Source organism: Microbacterium sp. Root61, from assembly GCF_001427525.1.
Lineage (GTDB): Bacteria > Actinomycetota > Actinomycetes > Actinomycetales > Microbacteriaceae > Microbacterium.
Genome location: NZ_LMGU01000001.1, coordinates 2,179,841 through 2,200,149 on the forward strand (window position 1 = coordinate 2,179,841; position 20,309 = coordinate 2,200,149).

Sequence of the window (20,309 nt, forward strand, 5' to 3'; positions counted from 1 at the left end):
ACAAATCGCGTCAGCAGGGGTCCCGCTGACAGCCTCGACTCCGGACCCGACCTAGCCGGCGGAGACTGCTGGCGCCGGGGTCTCCAGCGCCGCCGAGATCGACGTCGCCGACGACGTGAGCACCTCGATCATCCGCTCGACGGTCACGTCACCGCTGTCCAATCGCGCCTTCGGGACGGAGAAGCTCAGCGCTGCAACAACACGTCCGCCTCGGCCGGTGATGGGTACGGCGACGCAGAACACACCGTGTGAGTACTCCCCGTCATCCGTCGCGAAGCCTTGACTGCGCACCTTCTCGATCACCTCGAGGAGCTCTTCCCCCGAAGTGATCGTGTGCGGCGTGTACCCGGGCAGCGACTGGCCGACGAACCGCTCACGCAGCGTGCTCAGTGGGACACCGCTCAGGAGGGCCTTGCCGATCCCGGTCACATACGCGGGGAGGCGGCTGCCCACGCTGGACACCAGTCGCAGCGGTTGCGTGCCCTCGACCTTGTCGAGATAGACGACGTCGAGGTCATCGAGGATGCCCAATTGCACGGTCTCGTCGAGCGCTTCGTTCGCCTCTCGGAGATACCGGCGTGCGCGGATCACGAGATCGCGGCTGCGACGGAATGCCTGCCCGACCTCCCAGGGGCGCACGCCGATCGAGTACCGTCGATCGTCAGGGTCCAGCGTGAGCCACTTCATCGCGACGATCGTGTGAAGCAGTCCATGGAGACTGCTCTTCGGATAGGGCAGCTGCTCGGCCAGCTCCACGAAAGTGACGCCGTCTGAATATCGCGCGACGACCTCCAGCAGCTCCAGGGTGCGCTGGGCGGATTTGACGCTCTGTGCCTGCTCAGTCATGACATGTCACTCTCACGAGGTCGGTCCAAGGGGTGATCGTCATTGTGCCATCGCTCGCGGAGCACGATGCCGAGCGCGAGACCTCCGACACGGCAGCAGCCCGCATCGCCCCGCTCACCCGTCGACCACCGCGAGCAGATCCACCTCGACGAGAAGCGGGGTCGGGAGCGTGACCGTCACCGTCGTCCGAACGGGATACGGAGCCGAGAAGAACTCGGCGTAGATCGCGTTCGTCTCGGCGAATTGCGCAGGATCCGTGAGGAAGACCCGCACCTGGATCACGTCCGTGAAGTCGGCTCCGGCCGCCGCGAGCGTGGCACCGAGGTTGGCGAATGTTCTTCGCAGTTGCGGTTCGAAGCCATCCTCGACGGAGCCGTCCTCTCGGATGCCTGCTTGGCCTGCGCAGGCGACGATCTGACCCCGCCGACGGCTCTGCGAATACGGCCCGGCAGGCGGCGGAGCCTGTTCGGTGTATCCGACGATATCCATGAACATATCGACCTCCTCAGTCGCTCACAGGAAAGACGGTCTGTGCGATCTCGCCCAGCCCATCGATGGTCAAACGCACGGTGTCACCCTCGGCGAGATAGGGGAATCGCCCGGACAACGCGACGCCCTGCGGCGTCCCCGTCAGCACGATGTCGCCGGGCTCGAGTTCCATGACACGCGCGAGCTCCACGAGGATGGCGGCGACCGAGAAGACCATGTCGGCGGTGGACGACGACTGACGCGGCTCACCGTTCACCCACGACCGCAGTGCCAGATCCTGCGGATCGGGAACCTCGTCGGTCGTGGCGATCCACGGGCCCAGAGGGCACGCGCCGGGGAAGCTCTTCCCCTTCGACCACTGACCGCCAGACCACTCGATTTGCGACCACCTGTCGCTGAGATCGTTGGCCAGGACGTATCCCGCGATCGCGCTCAGCGCCTCGTCATCGGTGACCTCCCCGTGCAGGCGAGCGCCGATCACGATGCCGAGCTCGACCTCCCAGTCCAACGTCGAACGCGGATCGGGTCGCGTGATCGGGTCGTTCGGTCCGACGAGCGTGTTGGACTTCTTGAAGAAGACGACGACGTCTTCGGGAGGCAACGCGCCCGATTCCGCCGCGTGTGCCGCATAGTTCATCCCGATGCACACGATCGACGGCGTTCGCACGAGCGGAGGCCCGATGCGATCCGACTCGATCGAAGCCTCGACGAGCGCGCCGCCCTCCAGCGCCGCGCGCAGGCGCGCGATGCCGTCGCCCGAGAAGAACTCCGGGTCATAGTCGGCCGCGATCGGCGTCGCATCGAACCACGTGCCCCCGGCGCGTGAGACGACGGGGCGTTCGCGACCTGCCGGGCCAACCCTCATGAGTCTCATGCGTCGTCCTCCACGTCAGTCGACGAAGCGAGATCCGCGATCACTCGGGCCACGGATGTCGCGATCTTCTCCGCATCCCCTTCTGCGAGTGCCATCGGATGCACGAGCAGCGCACCACGCCACACTTCCGACTCCTCCAGGTAAACAGGCGTCTCGAGCATCGCGAGACCGTTCGCGAAAGCGTCGGCATCCACACCGGCGCCAACGAGATCGAGCTCCAGGACGGGTACGCCCAAGGGAGACGTCTCGCTCCAGATCACCGGCGTCCCCTCCTCCGTCAGCAGTTCTCGGAGGCGCACCAGCTCACGGATCCCTGCCGCGTCGTCCGCTCCCGGCGCCGCGACATAGCGCTCGACAGCGGCGACAAGACCGGCGATCTGCTCGCGTCCGACCTTCATCGCCCGGCCGATACCGTGACGGGGCGGAGTGTCGATGCTCTGATCACGGCCCCACGTCTGCTCGCGCTCGTCCATGTCCTGATGGAGCAGAGCAACGAGTTCGACGAGGTCCGCGCGTCCACAAAGAATCCCACTCGCCTGGGGACCCCGGAAGTGCTTGCCGCCGCTCAGGGCGACGAGCGCGGCACCGTCGTCGAGCCAGCGTCGAAGGTTCTCCAGCGGCGGGGCGTAGAGTGCCCCATCGACCAGAACGGACACGCCTCGCGAACCGGCCAGTCGGGCGATCGCGGCGAGCGTGGGGTGGTTCCCCGGCCGGCCGGGACGGTACAGCACGGCCGCCACATCCCCGTCGAGCGCCCGTTCGATCTCGCCGATGTGGGTCGAGTGCGGGTATCCGACAACGACGAGCTCCGCTCCGGCGGCCTCGAGGGCACGGTCGTACGGGTCACGGTGGGCGGCGAGCACGATCACGCGATGCGGCGCGTCGGCGATCCGCGGGAGCTGATCCATGCGTGCGGAATCCGCGCCGGCGATGATGGCCGCCGTCGCCAGGGTGAGTGCGGCCGCCGCGCCGGACGTCACGTAGGCCGCATCGGCATCCAGCAGCCGTGCCAGCTCGCGTCCTGCGCATCGTTCCAGGTCGTCCATACGGACGGGATTGATCGTAGCCTCGCGCATCGCCTCGACGACGACGGGGTGAAGCGTCAGACCGCCGAGACGGGTGGCCGGTCCGACGCCGTTGATGACCCGGCGAACACCGAGCCGGTCGAAAAGGGTGTCCTGCCCATCGGCGCCCTGCGCCCCGGCGTCGGCCATCATGACGCCCCCTCCACGGTCATCGTCTCGGCATCGATGGCAGCGCTCGCGAACACCGGGGCGCTGTCGGCCGCGAATCGGATCAGGACCTTTCCCGGCACATCCAACGTTCGCCCCAGCCGCTGGAACACCGCATCCGCATCGCCCGGTGCGACCACCTCGCTGATGAGGGTGCTCAGCACCGGTGCGCCCTCCGCGACCCACTCCGCTGCCTCTTGGAAGGTCTTCGCCGGGTAGGTGAAGCTGCCCACGAGCACGCGCTCGTCAGTGCTGATGCGGTAGGCATCCAAGGACACGTTCGGCGTGGCCATTCCTACCAGGCAGACGCCGCCACCGAGCATCGTCGATCGCAACGCATCGCCGATCGTCGCAGAGCTTCCCACGGCGTCTATCGCGATGTCCGCACCACGCCCGTCGGTTCGTGCGCGGACGGCATCGGGCACGCCGGCGCGAGTCGGATCGAGCACCTCGGCACCCAGGGCCGCGCATACCTCGCGCCGCCCCTCGTTGGGCTCGGAGACGATGACGAGAGAGGCCCCCGCACGTTGCGCGGCCAGCACACACGATTGGCCGATAGGGCCTCCTCCCACGACCAGGACGACGTGACCGGATTGCACACCGACCCGATGCACCGCATGCAGGGCGACGGCCAGCGGCTCGATGAGGGCCGCGAGAAGAGGGTTCTCCATCTCCGGGAGCACGACGACGTTCGCCACCGGCACCGCGTACTGCTCGGCGAAAGCGGAGACGATCGTGGGGTCGACCCCGATGATCCGGCGACGCGGGTCGTGCTGCTCGCGCCCCGCGTATTGCTTGATCTCCTCGGACGGCACGATCACGGGATTCACGGTCACGAGCGCTCCCAGCGGGTATAGCGCGGGATCGACCTCGGCGCCGACTGCGGCGATGCGGCCGACGGTCTCGTGGCCCATCACCTGGCCGGGGAAGCGTCGTCCGTTCTCGCCCGTGTACCCGTGGATGTCCGAACCGCAGATGCCCGTGGCGATCGTCGCGACGACGATCTCTCCCGGTCCCGGTAGGGCGTCATCCACCTCGACCAGGCCTACTCTGCCGATCTCTTCCAGTCTTACAGCGCGCATGGAGCCATCCCTTGGTTCATCCCTCTGAAACTAACTTCATGCATACGAACAGCATGACAGGTCTTCGATCGGCGGGGCAAGCTCCTGCCGCCCCGCGCGCACCCGGTCACGAGTCCACCGCCGGTTCGTGAGCGGACGCGATGATGCGCGACAGGCGGTCATCCCGGCGAGTGGCGACTTCGCGGGCGCTCGCAGGCGTGTAATCGAAGACGCCGGCGAGGGACTTGACGCCCAGGCGCCCCTCCGCCACGAGAGCGCTCAGGATGCTGGGAGGGGAGAACCTCTCTCCATGGGCAGCGCGGAGCACCTCGAAGATGGCCAGATACGTGTCGAGCCCGCCGAGATCGGCATTGGCAAGTGGCCCCAACGCGGCCAACCGCGGCGCAAAGGACGAGCTCACGATCTCATCGACGCTCTCGGCCGATATGCCCTCCTCGATGCACAACAGTGCCTCCCGGATGGCGGCGAACTGGATGCGGTTCGCCACGAATCCCGCACCGTTGCGGACGATGACCGGCCGTTTGCCGGCTTGCCGCAGGACGTCGATGACGTTCTCCAACACATCGTTGCTGGTGGCCGTGCCCGGCGCCACCTCCACACACTCCACTTCGTAGGCAGGGTTGAACCAGTGCGTGGCCAGGACGCGCGACGGCTGTGGGACGCACTCGGCCAGTCGATCGATGTCGAGCGAGGAGGTGTTCGACGCGAGAATCGCATCGACCAGAGCAAGGGAACCGAGGCGCGTCCACAGTCGTTGCTTCAGCGCGAGATCCTCCGGAGCCGCCTCGATCACGAGCCGGGCGGATGAGACGGCCTCGAGATCCGGCGTGATCGTGGGAGTCTCCCCAGCGGTCGGCGGCCCATCGGCGCGCAGGCGATCCTTCAGCGAGGCCGCAGCCCCCTCGTCCGGCTCGATGACCGTCACCTCATGCCCGGCACGGGCGAGTGCGATCGCAATCCCTCCGCCCATGATTCCGCCTCCGACGACGGCGGTGCGTATTCGCGTCATGACAGCCTCCTTCCGTCGTATTCGAGTCGCCCCCCGGCGTACGTCATCACGACGCGCAGGCGTTCGCCACCAACGGCGCTTCCACCGAACGCATCGTCGTACTCGACTCGCCCAGGCACTCGCTCCAGCACGACGACGTCCGCGGGGCGGCCAGGGCGCAGCGTTCCGGCATCCGACCGAGCGGCCGCGGCCGCCGTGACCGTCGCGCTGCGCAGCACATCGGCGAAGGGCATGCCGAGGGCGAGGAACTTGGACATGACGGTCGGGAGATCCACGACGATGTCACGCGAGTAGGTGTGGATGTCGGTGCTGACCGTGTCTGGCTGCTGACCCTCCGCGATCATCCGGCGCGCCACCTCGAAGCTGAAGCCCGACATTCCGTGGCCCACATCCAGCAGCACGCCGCGTTCTCGCGCGGCACGTACGGAGCGGCGGACTCTGCCGTCCTCACCGAGGACCGTATTGCCCTCCCAGCCGGTGAAGGCGTGCGTGAGGATGTCTCCCGCACGGAGCGTGTCGACGATCTCGTCGACCCCCGCGGGCGCCGGCCCCAGATGCACCATGAGAGGAAGATCGACGTGATCGGCGACGCGCCTGGCTGCCGCGAGCGCAGCTCGCGTGTGCGCACCACCCACGTCGGCCGATGCGCGGACCTTGACCCCGAAGACGAAGTCCCTGTTCGCCTCGATCGCTTCGACCGCGGCATCCTCCGACACGTACCAGGGCGAGGCCAGCTCGCCACCGAGGCGGATGCTGGTCGTTCCGATGGACGAGATGTTGAGGAGGGCGCGGATCCGGACGGAAGACCGTTCGACCGCCGTGGCACGAAACGCTCCGATGAGGTGCGCTCCGGCGCTGCCGGCGTCGACGATCGTCGTCGTCCCCGATGGGAACGCGATGTCATCCGCGGGAACCCCCAGGTCCTGGCCGGAGAACACGTGCGTGTGAAGATCGACGAGCCCCGGAGCGACGACGAACCCGGTGACATCGATCACGTCGTCCGACGGCGCAGCGGGCAGGTTCGAGATGATGCCGTCCGCGAGCCGTACATCACCTCCGGTCGCCACACCGGTCTCCGGATCGTGGACGACACCGCCGCGCAACACCGTCGCCCGGATGGTGGCCCGTCCGCTATCGCCGCTCATCCGCCACCTCCGCGAAGTCCGTGCCGTTGGCGGGATCGTGAATGGCGACGAGGCGATCGCACCGCGATCCGAGCGACGTCGTCGCACGGCGCGCGGCGGCGATGTCCTCGGCGATCCCGATCGGCGTACCCGATTCGATGTTCCGCTTCACGAAAGCGGTCTCGATGATCCCCACAACACCCTCGGAAGTGTCGATGAGTACTGCCGCAGAGCCAGGGTGATGTCCTCCGGTCACCTCGAACAGGACGCCCGGGCGAACCTGCTCCCGCTCGGCGACCAATCGCAGCCGGCCCTCGATCGCGAGCGTGCGCAGGCTGTCCCACGATGACGCCGAGAAGTAGAACTCGGGTGCGGGGTGTCCCGGCGGATCCTCGAGGAACTCCCGTACACCGTCGCGAGCAAGGTAGAACGTCGCGTTCGGCAGAAGTGCCGCGTCGATGCCGCCGGAATGGTAGGTGACGGTCTGCGTGATGGCGACGAAGGCGACCTCCGCGGGGTCCACGCCCGCGTCCGCCAGGATCTCCGGCAGGGTGCGGACCTGCCGAAAGCCGACCGGGTCGCCGAACGCCTGGTTGGTCGCGCCGAGCGCATCCGCCTCGACCGCATCGAGCGGGAGCCCGGCATCGATGAGACCGACCGTCGAGCCGCAGCGGATGATCCACACGTAGAAGTGGAGATCGTGCAGGCCGGTGTCGTTGTCGCCGAACACGATGGCCCAACCGGGGGCCGGAAGGATCGCCGCGAGCTCGGCGTGGATCGAGTGATGGGCGGCGACGCCGGAGTGTCCGGCACTCTCACCCGAACGTGTCATCGCCTGCTCGAACCCGGTCACGGGGTTGCCCCGGTGCTCGCGATGCGCGGCAAGGAACGCGGCGTGCTGATCCAGGCACCATCCGATGTCGAGAGCGCGGCGGCTTCGGCGAGCTGGACTGCCCGGCGTCCCGCCGCGAGGGTGGGCTGATCGGCGAGCACTCCTCGGGCCCCGGCGATGAAGGCGGAGAGCTGGGTGACGAGCCAATCGTCGTCGCTATGCAGTTCTTCGACGAGCCCTTCCGCGGTGGCGACAGTGAGCCGCCGCGTCTCATCCAGCTCGAGCATTCCGCGCGTCCCCTGGACCGTGAATGAGATCCGCGGCGGTGCGTCGTATCCGACCCCGAATGACATCGCGGACGAGCCCACGATCGACGGACCCATGCGAGCCGCCACGACTACCGCGAGCTCCGCATCGGCCCGCTCAGTGGTCGGGGTCTGGGCCGAGACCGCCGTCACATCGGCGCCCAGCAGCCACTCCCATCGGTCGAAGACATGGTGGCTCTGCAGATGGAGTGTCCCTCCCCCGGCCTCCGCACTCCAGTACCAAGCGGGTGTGACGCGATACGCCTCGATCACGTTGTCGGAGACGAAATACGGCTCGCCGATCCCGCCGCTGCGGATGATCTCCCGCGCACGTCTCCACTCCTCGCGGAAACGGTAGCTGAATCCCATCATCCAGAACCCGGACGAGGACGCTGCGGCACTCAGTACGGCGTCGGCGTCCGCGAGGTCCGTCGTGAGCGGCTTGTCGATCAGGACATGCAGGTTGCGGCGAGCGGCCTCGATGCCCGCATCTCGATGGACGGCATTGGGCAGCCCGATGTAGACGGCATCGATGTCGGCGACGGCGCACGCCTCTTCCAGGGAGCCAGCGGCGACTGCTCCGACACTCGCGGCGACGTCGCGGGCTCGAGCCTCGTCGACGTCGATGATCGCTCCAACAACGACGCCGGGAAGCGTCGCCGCCGATCGGGCGACGCGTGCCCCCATGGATCCTGCACCCCACACCCCGAGGCGGATTTCGCGGTACGGCTCAGACATTGAACTCCCCCTGTCGAGAACGGTCGTCGTCCCTGGCTTCGAACCCTCTTCTGCGCAACGCCGCTACCGGGTCGGGATAAGCGTCCAGCAGTGCGCGGGTATAGGCATCCCGAGGGTTCGCCAGCACCTCGCGCGTATCGCCGATCTCCACCATCCGGCCGCTCTTCATCACGATCAGTCGATCGGCCAGAGCCGAGAGCACCGGCAGCTGGTGGGACACGAAGATCACCGAGATGCCCGTCTGATCCCGCAGGTCGAGGAAGAGATTCACGATCTCGGTCTGAACGGAGACGTCCAACGCGCTCACCGCCTCGTCGGCGATGACCACCTTCGGCCGAGGTGCGAGCGCGCGGGCGATCGCGACGCGCTGACGCTGCCCGCCACTGAGGTCTCGTGGAAGGCGCTGGGCATACGAGGCCGGAAGACGGACCTTGTCCAACAGGTCCGTGACGAATCGGGGCTCCTTCGCGCCCGCGATCCGATGCGCGACTCCCGCTTCGCGGATCGCCGCGCCCACCTGCATCTGAGGATTGAGGGACGAGTACGGGTCCTGGAACACCACTTGCAGCATGCTCCGCGCCGCGCGCAGACGAGCACGCTCGAGCGTCATGAGGTTCACACCGTCCAGCCAGACCTCGCCCGCGTCGGCATCGACGAGTCGGGCGACGCACTTCACCGTGGTCGACTTGCCGCTGCCGGACTCGCCCGCAATCCCCACGATCTCGCCCTGACCGAGGTCGAACGAGACGTCGTCGACGGCCGCGAGTCCGGCAGGTTTCGCCTGGCCCGGCATCCGCAGTGCGCCGCCCCGCGGGCGGTACACCTTCGTGAGGCCTCTCACCGAGAGGATGGGTTCGTTGATCAGCATGGATTCATCCATCTCAGAACGGGCACGCCGTCACGTGACGGTCGTCGACGCCGAGGAGCGTCATAGGAACTTCGTGGCACTCGCTTCTCGCCTGAACACAGCGCGGGGCGAAGGGACATCCGCCTTGATAGGGGGTCGTGCCGAGCGGAGGGCCCGGGATCGTCGGTCGGCGATAGCCGCGCTCCGGCACCGTCAGGGTCGGCACCGCGGCGATCAGAGCTCGCGTGTAAGGGTGCTGAGGACGCAGATACACCTCCTCGACGGGGCCGGACTCCACGACGAATCCCCCGTACATGACGACGACCTCATCGCACATCTCCGCGATCACGCCGAAGTCGTGCGACACGAGCAGGATCGAGGTTCCGCTCTCCTCGCGCACGCTGCGCAGGAGACGCAGGATCTGTGCCTGGGTGGTCGTGTCGAGCGCGGTAGTGGGTTCGTCGGCAATCAGCAGACGAGGACCCGCGCCCATCGCGATCGCCAGCATGACTCGCTGGCGCATGCCACCACTCAGCTCGTGGGGGTACATCCCCAGCTTCTTCGCCGGATCGGGGATGTCGACCTGATCGAGCAAGGACGTCGCTCGCGCGATGGCTTCCTGCTCCGACACACCAAGCGAGGAGCGCAGCGCCTCGGTCATCTGCGCCCCGATGCGCAAGGTCGGGTTGAGGGACGAGAACGGGTCCTGGAAGATCATGCCGACCTGGGTCGAGCGGAACTCCAGCAGTTCGTCCCGGGTGAACCCGAGCACGTCCTGCCCGCCGAACGAGACCGACCCCGAGAGCACGTGACCCCGGTCCGGCAACAGGCGCATGATCGCTCGGCAGGTGAGGCTCTTGCCTGAGCCGGACTCTCCCACGAGTCCCACGATGCGGCCGGGATCGATCCGCAGGCTCACTCCCCTAACAGTCGCTTCGGCATCGGCTGCCTTCGCGGCGAATCCGATCCGCAGGTCTTCGATCTCCAGCAGGGGATCGGTCATGTTCACACCACTCATCGGCTCAGCGCCCCTGTCGTCGGATCGAGAAGCCGTCGTCGATCATGCCGACTCCGACACCGAGAGCGATCAGGATGACGGCGGGCAGCGTGGAGATCCACCACGCGGTCAGGAGGAAGGGCTGTCCCCCGGCGATGATCGAACCGAGGTCGGCGGTCGGCGGCTGCGCACCGAAACCGAGGTACGACATCGCGGCGAAGACGACCATCGCGGCGACGACGTCCATCGTGGCGAAGGTCAGCCCCGGTCGGACCACGTTCGGGACCACGTGACGCATCAGGATGCGGGATGACGTGTACCCGAGGGAACGGGTTGCCATGATGAACTCGTGCTCGCGCAGCGACAGCACCTCGGCCCGCGAGATGCGGGCGTAGACGGCCCAGCCGACCACGACCATGCCAAGGCCCACGCTGAGCGTGCCAACACCGAGGATCGCCACCGTGGCCAAGACGACGACCAGGAATGGAATGGCGATCGCGGTATCGATCACCCGCGAGACGAGGGCGTCCAGCCACCCTCCGGCGTACGCGACGAGGGCGCCGATGACCGTACCGAGGGCGAGGGCGGCGAGCGTGACGGCCACTCCCGCGAACAGCGAGATCTGAGTACCCACGAGCGAACGTGTCAAGACGTCACGACCCGCGGAGTCCGTGCCCATCCAGTGTTCCAAGGAGGGCGGTTCGAGTGCGGCGAGCACATCGGGAGTATTCGGATCCCAGGGGGAGACGACCGGGCCCACGATGGCCGCGACGACGACGGTCCCGACGATCGCTGCGCCGATCGTCGTCTCGATGGTCCAGGTGCGCTTGCGTGTGCGCATTGTGAGGTCAACCATTCTGGATCGCACTCCTGACCCGCGGATCCAACGCGGCTTGCAGCAGGTCTGCGACGAGGCCCGCGATGATGACGACGCTTCCTGCCAGCAGAGCAAGCACTTGGACGACGGGATAGTCCCGACGCTCGACCGCCTGCACCAGCAGCGAACCGAGCCCGGGGATGCTGAAGACCTGCTCGAGCACTGCGGTGCCGCCGATGAGGAAGCCGAGCACGACCGCAATGACCGAGATCGTCGGAGTGACCGCGTTTCGCAGCGCGTGACGCCGAATGATCCGATTCTCCGAGTAACCACGAGCGCGGGCGGCCTCGACGTACTCGGTGCCGAGGACTCGCTTCATGCTCGCTCGCAGCGTTCTCAGTACGACTGCGATGAGCGAGAGTGCCAGGGCGACCGCGGGAAGCGTGAGCGTACGGAAGGCGCCGGCGATACCGGACTCGTATCCCGAGACCGGGAACATCCCGAGCTGGATACCGAACACGAGCGCGAGGACGAGACCTACCCAGAACGCCGGCATCGCGAAGATCGCCGTTGCGAGGATGCGGATGGAGAAGTCGGCGACGGAGCCGGATCGGATCGCCGCGATGATGCCGAGCACCGATCCGACCACAATCGCCAGAAGCAGGCCGTAGGTGATCAGGAACGCGCTCGGCTCGATCCGCGATGCGATCAGGGAGCTGATCGACTGGCCGAAGATGACCGAGTCGCCGAGATTGCCCGTGACGAGCCTCGACAGGTACATCCAGAGCTGGGTCAGGACGGGCTCATTCAGTCCCATCTGTTCCCGGACGACCTCGACGTACTCGGGCGACGCCCGCTCGCCGAGCATGATCCTGACCGGGTCACCGGGAACAGCCTGAAGGATGAGGAAGACGATGATGGCGAGCGCGAGAAGCTGGCCGAGGCTCAGTACGAGCCTCCGGAGGAAGTAGAGGAACATGCCTTTACCTCCCCCGGAGCGTGAAAACGACTAGCACGATGCGATACGGACCTAACCGGAGATCCAGGTCGACGTGAACGTGCTCTGCCCGATCGGGTTGGTCGTGAAACCGCACACGTCACCGGATCGTCCGGCGACCAGGGGCAGGTTCAGGACGTTGATCGCAGGCTGCGCGTCCAGCATCGCTTCCTGGATCGGCGGCCACAGAGCCGCGCGCTCGTCTTCGTCGATGGTGCCGGTGAACTCCAGGATCATGTCCTCGATCTCAGGATCGTTCCACCATGTGAAGAACCCGTTCGTCCCGCCGGCCACGCCATAGAACTCCGCGAACTCGTCGGGGATCGGGACGTCGCTCGCCGCGAACGAGTACGGCAGCATCAGATCGTAAGTCCCTCCCGTGAAGTTCTTGCTGAGCGTCGCCTGGTCCTCCGGGAGCAACTCGATCGTGACGCCGAGGTCGGCCCATGCCGCTTGAAGCACGACGGCGAGGCTGTCGAACGCTGCATTCCCACTCGGGTACTCGAGCGTGGCCTCGAATCCGTCCGGGTAGCCCGATTCCGCGATCAGCGTCTTCGCCTGGTCGACGTCGAACGACGTGGGCGCGATCTCATCCGACCCTGCATCGAAGCGCAGCCGCGGAAGGATGCTGTTGGGCAGCTCACCGAGGCCGAAGTAGACCTTCTCGTTGACACCTTCCCGATCGATCGCGAGCGAGAGCGCCTGGCGCACCTTCTGGTCGGAGAAGGGGCCCTGCTGATTGTTCATCGACAGCAGGATCCACGAGGGGATCTCGAACTGCTCGATCGTCACCGCCGCCTCGGACTGGAGCGATTCCACCTGCGACCACGGAACGATGTCGACCATCTGCACGTCACCCGAGCGGAGGGCGAGCGTGCGGTTGTTGTCGTCGGTGATGAACCGGAACTCGACGCTGTCCAGCAGCGGGCCGGCGGGATCCCAGTACTTGTCGTTCTTGACGAAACTGATGGACGAGCCCTTGACCCACTCGTCCACGACGAACGGTCCGCTCCCGATGGGGGCGTCGAAGAACGCATCCCCGGCAGCCTCGGCCTCAGCCTTGGGGATGACTCCTGCCGTGACCATCGCCAACGAATACAGGAACCCGCCGATCGGCTCGGTCATCTCGATCTTCACGGTGGACTCGTCGACGATCGTGGTCGATCCGTAGCCGCGTGCGAAAGATGCCCACTGACTGGTCTCCGGGTCGGACCAGTTGTCGAGTGTGTACTGGACGTCCTCCGCCGTGATGGCGCGGCCGTTCGAGAACGTGGCTCCGTCGCGGATGTGGAACGTGTAGGACATGCCGTCCTCGGCGACAGACCAATCGTCGGCGACGCCGTCGACGATGTCCTGGGTCGCACCCGTCGGATCCATGCGGACCAGCGTCTCGAAGACCAGGTTGAGTGCTTCGGTGTCGCCGAATCCGCCCGGCGTTGCATAGGGGCTCAGAGACAGGGTCTCGTTCTGCTTGGCAACGGTGAGGTGGCCACCGGCCGTCGGTGCGTCAGTGCACTGATCGACGCCACTGCTGGGCTTTGCGGTTCCTCCCCCGCCCGCTGCGGTGCAGCCGACGAGCCCGACGGCTAGTGCGGCAGTCGCCGCGATCGCGATTGATGAACGGAATTTCACGGTGCCTCCTGGTGCGCTGGTGGGTTGCGGCAATTCATACATATGAACCGTAGTTCACATGTATCGGCAGGCTAGCAGTCGGGCAGGAATCACCGCAAGGCTCGGCCTCGAAGTCGACGGGCACCGTGACGACACCAGCCGTCCTAGGAGGAGGCCCCGCACATCAGGGTCGAGCCGCGACAGGCATGACGGGCCCACAGCCGCCTGTGCCGGGCCGGCCGCGCCTAGTACCGGTAGAACGCGTCCTGCACGGCGTCGCCGCGCAGCCCATGTGCCAGGCACAGCTGCAGAAGGACTCGGCTCTTCTGCGGATTGAGCTGGCCCGATGCGACCAACCCCAGGCCGTCATCGTCCAACTCGATATTGCGTCCGACGTCACCACTGCCCACCCGCGAGCTGCGCACGACGATGACGCCGGACGCGACCACGTCGGCCAGCGTTCGCGCCACTGCGGCGGGAACGCTGCCGCTTCCCATGCCGGCGATGACCATCCCCTCGTGCGCGTACAGGACGTCGACGCGGGGCAGGACGTTCCTGTCCTTGACGGAGAACTCCGTGGCGTGCGTGTGCAGGTGTGTGGGGCGACGGAAATACCGGATGCGGCCGTAGCTCGCCGTGCCCAGGAGCCCGGGGCCGGGTGAAACGAACGTCTGCACATCGGTGGTGCTGGATTTCGTCACGTCCCGCGCGCTATGGAGATCGTCGTGACGGCGACGATGACACCCCGCCGGCGAGCGTCCGGATCCGCAGCCACGCTCACCGCGTTGAACAGGTTGAGCGGACCGTCGGCGCTGAGCGCTGTGGCCGGACGCATCGAACCGGTGAGCACGACCGGCCGGTCGGACTTGACGACGAGATACAGGAAGTACTAAGAGAACTGCTCGGCGGTCAGAGTGGCCACATCGCGGACGCCCGGCACGCCGTCCATCAGGGCGCTGACACCCAATTCGCCCGCGCGATAGCCGACATCGACGCGCGATGGAGCCAGCCCGCGATGGTTCCACCCGTCGCGAGAATGTGGACCCTGGTATCTAGACCCCTCACAACACCGAATGCCGGCGCTCGGCATGGTCCTGACGTTACGTGCGGAACCGTCGCTGAGTGCCTGTCAGGACTCGATCGCGTCGATGATCTTCTCGTCGCCCTCGTTCACGGCCTTGACGATGGCGTCATAGTCGCCCTTGTCGATGGCCTTGTCGACCTTCTTGGTCGCCTGAGCGATCGCGGTGTCGACCCGGTCGAGGTAGAGGTCGTCGACGACCGCGACGATGGCCGAGGATCCGGGCGGCAGCCACTCCTCCACGTCGACGCCGATCTTCTTCTCTTCGTTGTGCTTCATGATCGCCCCGACCCCCGCGCCGATCCCCGCTCCGACGACGCCGGACAGCAGCAAGGGAGGAGCGAACAGCCCGATCACGAGGCCGCCGACGGCGCCGAAACTCGTCCCGCGAGCGATGAGCTTGCCACCGTGTTCTGTGACCGCGACCTTTCCATCGGCATCCCGCGCCATGACGACCGCCGCGACGACCGACAGGTCATCCAGCTCCTTCATCGCGGCGAAGTCGGTCTTCGCGGCAGCCTCATCGTCGTACGCGGCGATGACCAGGGTGTAGTTGCGATCAGTCATGTCGATCCCTTCCGTCTCAATCTGGTGTGCATTGCGGTTTCGGCTTACGGCGCGCCGGATTCCGAGGGAACCGGCGAGGGACTCATGTTCGATTCGGGTGGCGAGAGCGACTCGATCGCCTGGCGGAAAGCGCTGACGGTAGCCGCGTCCACGGCACCTGTCGGCTCGACGCCAAGCTCGATCTGGAACGCCTTCACCGCTTCGGTCAGGGCCGTCGTCCATACGCCGTCCACCGGTCCGTCCCAGAATCCGAGCAGCTTCAGTGTCTGCTGCACGGCGGCCGTGGTGGCGATCGATTCCTGCGCGGCGGCTCCTCCGAGGGCGAGGAGCTCGGTCTGGAGGGCGGAGGCGGTCGCGTTGTCGACCGTGCCGGTGACGGGTAAGCCGTTCGCCTCCTGCAACGCCTCGACCGCCGCGACCGTCTCGGGCCCGTACACACCGTCGACCGCGCCGGCGTAATACCCCGCGGTGGCGAGGTCCTGCTGCAGCGCGGTCGTGTACGCGCTTACGGCCTCCTGCGCCTGCACCGTCTGCTCATCGGAGACGCACCCGGCGTCGACGAACAGCCGCAGCCAGGCGAACTCGAGAGCCACCACGGCGCTGTTGAACTGCTCGGATGCGTCGGCCAAGGGGGTGTCATCGGTGATGGCTCCCTGCGCCGCTGCGAACTCCGACTCGGCCTGGCTGACCCGATCGACGGTGGCCGCCGGCGCCAGAGGAGGTGTGGTCGGCGGCGGGCTGCCTGCGTCAGTGGGCGGTGCCGAGGTGCCGGCCTTCGCCCGCTCCAGTGCCGCCTGCGCGTCGGTCAGCTCCTGTTGGGCTGTCACGACCTGCTGCTGTGCGTCGACGGCGGCCTCCGCACCGTCGAAGGCATCGTCGCGCGGCTGCGTGAGATCGGCGCCGGCTTCCCTGACATCTCCGACGGTGGGCGCGGTGTCGTGCAGCACGTCCCCGTACCGATCGAGTGCCAGGACGTAGGTCTTGCTCGCCCCGCAGAATGTGTCGGATGCTGCGGTCAGCTGCGCCTGGGCCTCGGTGAGGGCCTTCTCCTTGGCAGCGACCCTCGCCTCCGCGCGGTCGACGGTGCTGACCTCGCCCGAGCACCCGGCGAGGCCGATCGCCACGAGGGCTGCGCACATCATGCCCAGGGCACGACGGCGCCGCATCCTGACTGCGTCGATCCTCATGCATGCCTCCGATGCCCCGCTCGGTCGTGCGCCCATCATGGCCCCGCGATGCGCACGACGCCAGATCCCCCGTTGCGCGCGGCGGCCGCCCGGTCCATCACCCGCGTGAACGCGTGCAGCGGGTCCTCGAGCGCCTTAGATTCGCCGGAACCGTGGCGTCGCTACGGCTCCGACCACGGCCGCCTTCGCAACGGGCGAACGGCCGGGCGTGACCGCCGCACCGACCACGGCGGCCTTCGCGATCGGGGCCGGTCCCGGCGTGATGGCTGCGCCGACGACGGCCGCCTTCGCAACCGGTGCCCCGATGACTCCTACGCGTCCGACTCGTCTTCCGAGCATGTCAGGCTCCGATCTGCACAGCGTCGACATCGGCCTCGATCGAGGCGATGATGGCTTCGGCCGAGATGCGGCCGTTGGCGATGGCCCGTCCGCCCGCGCGGCGTGCCGCGGCCGCGAACGGTCCGCTCCACAGGTTCTCGTAGACGACGACACCGGCCACCGTACCGGGATCCATCGCCGCGGCCAGATGCGCGACGTCGTCGGCCGCGAGGAGTTCTGCGAGTTCCGCCTCGAGTCGGGCCAGTGGCCCGAGGTCGTCGAGGTCGGTGAGCTCCAGCGCCTCGATCGAGCCATCCGCGTCCTTGGTGACCACGAGGATGTCGATCACGCGGATGATGCCTGCGTCGACGAGCTTGAGCAGCTCGGCCGCCATCTCACCCGTGAAGTTGGCCTGCTCTGGTGGAAATTCGACGACGACGTAGTCGACGGGTCCGAGTTCTTCGAACGCGGGATCGGTCATGGGACTCCCCTTCTCTGGAACGCTCACGCTATGAGCCCTGCGGTTCGGGTGACTCACCCACCGCGGATGATCTTCGGCGCCGGCCGCTTCCGGCACCCCATCCGCGCGCCACAGTGACAGCGATCGGCCCAGCGCCGGTCCAGATGCGCCAAACTGCTCACGTGTCCACCGTTCGTGCCGTCATCGGCCGCCACCCCGAGCTTCAGCGGTTCGATGAGATGTGCGCGCGATCGAGCGCGGGCGGGTCGGCGCTGCTGATCGAAGGCGATCCCGGTGTCGGCAAGACGGCACTGGTCGACGAGTACGAACACCGCGCACAGGAGTCGGGCATGAGAGTGCTCCGCACCTCCGGCACCTCCGACGAGTCTGCGGCCCCGTTCTCCGGGCTGCACCTTCTGCTTCATCCGCTCCGCGCGCGGATCTCCGAGCTGCCGGAGCCGCAGCGAGATGCCCTCGAGATCGCGTTCGGGGTGCGATCGGGCGAACCGCCGACCACCTTCCTCGCCGGCGTCGCGACGCTGACACTCCTCTCCGACGCCTCTCGCGCGCACCCCCTGCTCGTGATCGGGGAGGATCTGCATTGGCTGGACCCCGCCTCGCGACAGACGCTGCTGATGGTGGCACGGCGGGTCTCATCGGACCCTCTGGTCGTGGTGATGACGGCCCGCGGCAGTCATGACACGATCGAAGGGGAGCCGATCGAACGCCTCCGCCTCGAACCTCTCAGCTTCATCGACGCCAACGCGCTGCTGGATTCCAGGCCCGACAAGCCGAGCGGCACGGAGCGGCGCATGCTGCTCGAACTGTCCGACGGCAATCCTCTCGCCCTGGTGGAGCTGCCCATCGCCGACCTCGGCGTGGCCGATCTCGATGTCGTTCCTCTGACGCACCGGCTCGAGCTCGCATTCGCCGGACGATACGCGGAGCTTCCGTTCGCGGCGCGCCTCGGGGTGCTGGCTGCGGCGCTGGGGTGCGACTCGATCGATGACACGACGACGGCGATCATTCGGGTGATCGACGACCCACCCACGCGGGAGTGGGTCGGGACCGCCGCCGCGGCAGGGCTGATCGAACCGGCACAGGGACGCATCGGCTTCCGCCATCCGCTCGTGCGATCGGCAGTGGTCAGCGCGGCGGATCCGCAGGAACGATCGCGCATCCTGGGGTCGCTCATCGACACGATCGCCGACCCCGTACGCACCGTGTGGTGGCGTGCCGATCTGCAGACCGGTACGGCCCCCGACCTCGCTGCAGAACTGGGGCGCATCGGCGAGGTCGCCCTCGCCGCGGGCGACGCCGCGTTGGCGCTGCGCGCCCTCCGTCGCGCGGCCGACCTGACCCCGCCGTCCCCGATGCGCCCGGAGCGGCTCCTGCTCGCGGCCGATGCCGCTGCACGCGCAGGCGCCCACCGCACCGCGTTCGGACTCCTCAGGGAGGCGGATGCCGAGACCGAGGATTCCCGCGTTCGCGCTCGCGCGGCCTGGATGCGCGAACTGCTCCCGGTCGAGGAATCGGCGCTCGCGCGCGGCGATCTCAGACCGGCCACCGCGGCCATCGAGAGCATGCGTCACGCGGGGGACGCGGATGCCGCACTCAATGCCCTCCTTCACCTCGCCTCGATCGCCTGGGACCACTCCACCCACAGCGATCCCGGACTTGTCATCTCCCAGGCGGCGCTCGCCTTCGACCTCGACCCCGACGAACCGCGGGCGCTCCTCCTGGCGGCGGTCACGGACCCGGCGGGGCGAGGCGACGAGGTGATCGCGCGCATCCGCGATCGGGTCGTCATCGACCCTGCTGACACGCAGGGTGCCTGGTATCTCGGCTACGCCCTCAACCTGTGTGGAGAAATCGGCCCATCAGCCGACTATCTGCAACGCGCGGTCGACGGCTTCCGAACGCACGGCGACCGGGCGCTCCTGCCCCACGCACTGATGGGTCTGTCTTGGATCTGTTTCCTGCAGGGACGGTTCGAACGAGGGCGTGCCTGCATAGACGAGTGCATCACCATCGCCATCGACGCAGAGGATCCGGGGCTCGCGGCAGCGGCGCGCACGGCCCTCGCCTGGTACGACGCGTTGGACGGCGCCGCACCCGACCGCGGCTCCATCGCGGGCTCGTCCCCCCTCGCGGCGCTGGTGCTCGACGCCCAGTCGCCGCGCGCGACACTCGTCTTCGCCGAAGGGTGCGCCGCGCTCGTCACCGGGCGTCCGCGCGAGGCCGAACGCGTGCTGCAGCGTCTGGCGGATCCGGCTGACCGCGTCTACAACCTGATGTTCCGGATCGTCTCGCTGCCCGACCTGGTCGAGTCGGCGATACTGCTGGAGGACCGACCGCTGGCGGAAGAGCAGGTCGCGGCGCTGGCCGAGCTCCACGAGGGCTGGCATGCGCCGGTGCTCACGGCCGCGCTCGAGTACTCCCGCATCGTGCTGTGCGACGATGCCCGCCTCGACGAGGCATCCGCGGCGATCGACCGCCGCCCGATCGCCGTGCCGTTCCTTCACGCCCGGGCACATCTGCACCTCGGTACGCGTCTACGGCGGATGCGGCGAACGGCGGACAGCCGGATCCACCTGCACACCGCGCTCACGCTCTTCGAAGAGTTCCCCGCCGTCAAGTGGGCCGAGCGAGCAAGGGAGGAGCTTCGCGCTTCCGGCGAGCGTCTGACGGATGCCGCACCGTCCGGGAGCCACGTGCTCACTCCGCAGGAGCTCCGCGTGGCCGAGCTCGCAGCCGACGGACTCAGCAACCGTGAGATCGCAGAGCGGCTATTCCTGTCGCCGCGCACGATCGGGGCCCATCTCTACACGGCGTTCCGCAAGCTCGGCATCACTGCGCGGGAGCAGCTCGGCCGAGCGCTCGAGTCCGACTGACG

21 protein-coding genes are annotated in these 20,309 nt (G+C 67.5%); 1 reads left to right on the top strand and 20 read right to left on the bottom strand.

Annotation, left to right across the window (positions count from 1 at the left end):
• Positions 1-51: 51 nt before the first annotated feature.
• The 20 genes from ASD65_RS10555 to ASD65_RS10645 all read right to left on the bottom strand — a co-directional run bounded on the left by ASD65_RS10555 (position 52) and on the right by ASD65_RS10645 (position 17,434).
• Positions 52-846 carry an IclR family transcriptional regulator gene (locus ASD65_RS10555; protein WP_056222202.1) on the bottom strand — a complete coding sequence of 265 codons (795 nt, stop codon included), beginning with the start codon at positions 844-846 and terminating at the stop codon, positions 52-54.
• Positions 847-960: 114 nt separating this feature from the next.
• Positions 961-1,341: a RidA family protein gene (locus ASD65_RS10560; RefSeq protein ID WP_056222205.1), complete on the bottom strand. Its 381-nt coding sequence runs from the start codon at positions 1,339-1,341 to the stop codon at positions 961-963.
• 10 nt (positions 1,342-1,351) lie between these two features.
• Entirely contained in the window at positions 1,352-2,209 is an 858-nt protein-coding gene (locus tag ASD65_RS10565; RefSeq protein WP_056222208.1) for a fumarylacetoacetate hydrolase family protein, read from the bottom strand.
• Positions 2,206-3,426, bottom strand: coding sequence for a hypothetical protein (locus ASD65_RS10570; RefSeq protein WP_156378835.1), 1,221 nt, complete (start codon positions 3,424-3,426; stop codon positions 2,206-2,208). The genes ASD65_RS10565 and ASD65_RS10570 overlap by 4 nt, the downstream gene beginning before the upstream one ends.
• Positions 3,423-4,523 carry a zinc-dependent alcohol dehydrogenase gene (locus tag ASD65_RS10575; RefSeq protein ID WP_056222212.1) on the bottom strand — a complete coding sequence of 367 codons (1,101 nt, stop codon included), beginning with the start codon at positions 4,521-4,523 and terminating at the stop codon, positions 3,423-3,425. The genes ASD65_RS10570 and ASD65_RS10575 overlap by 4 nt, the downstream gene beginning before the upstream one ends.
• A gap of 106 nt (positions 4,524-4,629) precedes the next feature.
• Positions 4,630-5,532: a 3-hydroxyacyl-CoA dehydrogenase family protein gene (locus ASD65_RS10580; RefSeq protein WP_056222215.1), complete on the bottom strand. Its 903-nt coding sequence runs from the start codon at positions 5,530-5,532 to the stop codon at positions 4,630-4,632.
• Positions 5,529-6,677: an amidohydrolase family protein gene (locus ASD65_RS10585; RefSeq protein WP_056222218.1), complete on the bottom strand. Its 1,149-nt coding sequence runs from the start codon at positions 6,675-6,677 to the stop codon at positions 5,529-5,531. Before ASD65_RS10585 ends, ASD65_RS10580 begins: the two co-directional genes overlap by 4 nt.
• Positions 6,664-7,509 (bottom strand): hypothetical protein, encoded by an 846-nt coding sequence (locus ASD65_RS10590; protein WP_056222221.1) that lies wholly within the window; start codon positions 7,507-7,509, stop codon positions 6,664-6,666. Before ASD65_RS10590 ends, ASD65_RS10585 begins: the two co-directional genes overlap by 14 nt.
• Entirely contained in the window at positions 7,506-8,531 is a 1,026-nt protein-coding gene (locus ASD65_RS10595; protein WP_082561693.1) for a Gfo/Idh/MocA family protein, read from the bottom strand. Before ASD65_RS10595 ends, ASD65_RS10590 begins: the two co-directional genes overlap by 4 nt.
• A complete protein-coding gene (locus ASD65_RS10600) occupies positions 8,524-9,399 on the bottom strand; it encodes an ABC transporter ATP-binding protein (protein ID WP_162248492.1) in 876 nt (291 codons plus the stop codon). Before ASD65_RS10600 ends, ASD65_RS10595 begins: the two co-directional genes overlap by 8 nt.
• A gap of 13 nt (positions 9,400-9,412) precedes the next feature.
• Entirely contained in the window at positions 9,413-10,381 is a 969-nt protein-coding gene (locus ASD65_RS10605) for an ABC transporter ATP-binding protein (RefSeq protein WP_056222226.1), read from the bottom strand.
• A 19-nt stretch (positions 10,382-10,400) separates the two neighbouring features.
• Complete coding sequence (locus tag ASD65_RS10610; protein ID WP_056222229.1) at positions 10,401-11,216, bottom strand: ABC transporter permease; 816 nt, start codon at positions 11,214-11,216, stop codon at positions 10,401-10,403.
• 7 nt (positions 11,217-11,223) lie between these two features.
• Complete coding sequence (locus ASD65_RS10615) at positions 11,224-12,171, bottom strand: ABC transporter permease (protein ID WP_056222232.1); 948 nt, start codon at positions 12,169-12,171, stop codon at positions 11,224-11,226.
• A gap of 51 nt (positions 12,172-12,222) precedes the next feature.
• Complete coding sequence (locus ASD65_RS10620) at positions 12,223-13,821, bottom strand: ABC transporter substrate-binding protein (protein WP_056222235.1); 1,599 nt, start codon at positions 13,819-13,821, stop codon at positions 12,223-12,225.
• Positions 13,822-14,045: 224 nt separating this feature from the next.
• Entirely contained in the window at positions 14,046-14,501 is a 456-nt protein-coding gene (locus ASD65_RS19205) for a hypothetical protein (protein ID WP_056222238.1), read from the bottom strand.
• Positions 14,498-14,683: an asparaginase domain-containing protein gene (locus tag ASD65_RS19450; protein WP_442922453.1), complete on the bottom strand. Its 186-nt coding sequence runs from the start codon at positions 14,681-14,683 to the stop codon at positions 14,498-14,500. Before ASD65_RS19450 ends, ASD65_RS19205 begins: the two co-directional genes overlap by 4 nt.
• Positions 14,684-14,929: 246 nt before the next feature.
• The gene (locus ASD65_RS10630) at positions 14,930-15,448 is read right to left on the bottom strand and encodes a DUF1269 domain-containing protein (protein ID WP_056222241.1); all 519 of its coding nucleotides are present in this window, start codon (positions 15,446-15,448) and stop codon (positions 14,930-14,932) included.
• 44 nt (positions 15,449-15,492) lie between these two features.
• Positions 15,493-16,635, bottom strand: a complete 1,143-nt coding sequence (locus ASD65_RS10635; protein ID WP_200948653.1) for a peptidoglycan-binding domain-containing protein — start codon at positions 16,633-16,635, stop codon at positions 15,493-15,495.
• A gap of 135 nt (positions 16,636-16,770) precedes the next feature.
• Complete coding sequence (locus tag ASD65_RS10640) at positions 16,771-16,974, bottom strand: hypothetical protein (RefSeq protein WP_056222247.1); 204 nt, start codon at positions 16,972-16,974, stop codon at positions 16,771-16,773.
• A gap of 1 nt (position 16,975) precedes the next feature.
• Positions 16,976-17,434, bottom strand: coding sequence for a DUF6325 family protein (locus ASD65_RS10645; RefSeq protein WP_056222250.1), 459 nt, complete (start codon positions 17,432-17,434; stop codon positions 16,976-16,978).
• A 161-nt stretch (positions 17,435-17,595) separates the two neighbouring features.
• Here ASD65_RS10645 and ASD65_RS10650 point away from each other — a divergent pair, with 161 nt between their 5' ends.
• Positions 17,596-20,307, top strand: a complete 2,712-nt coding sequence (locus ASD65_RS10650; protein ID WP_056222253.1) for an AAA family ATPase — start codon at positions 17,596-17,598, stop codon at positions 20,305-20,307.
• Positions 20,308-20,309 lie beyond the last annotated feature (2 nt).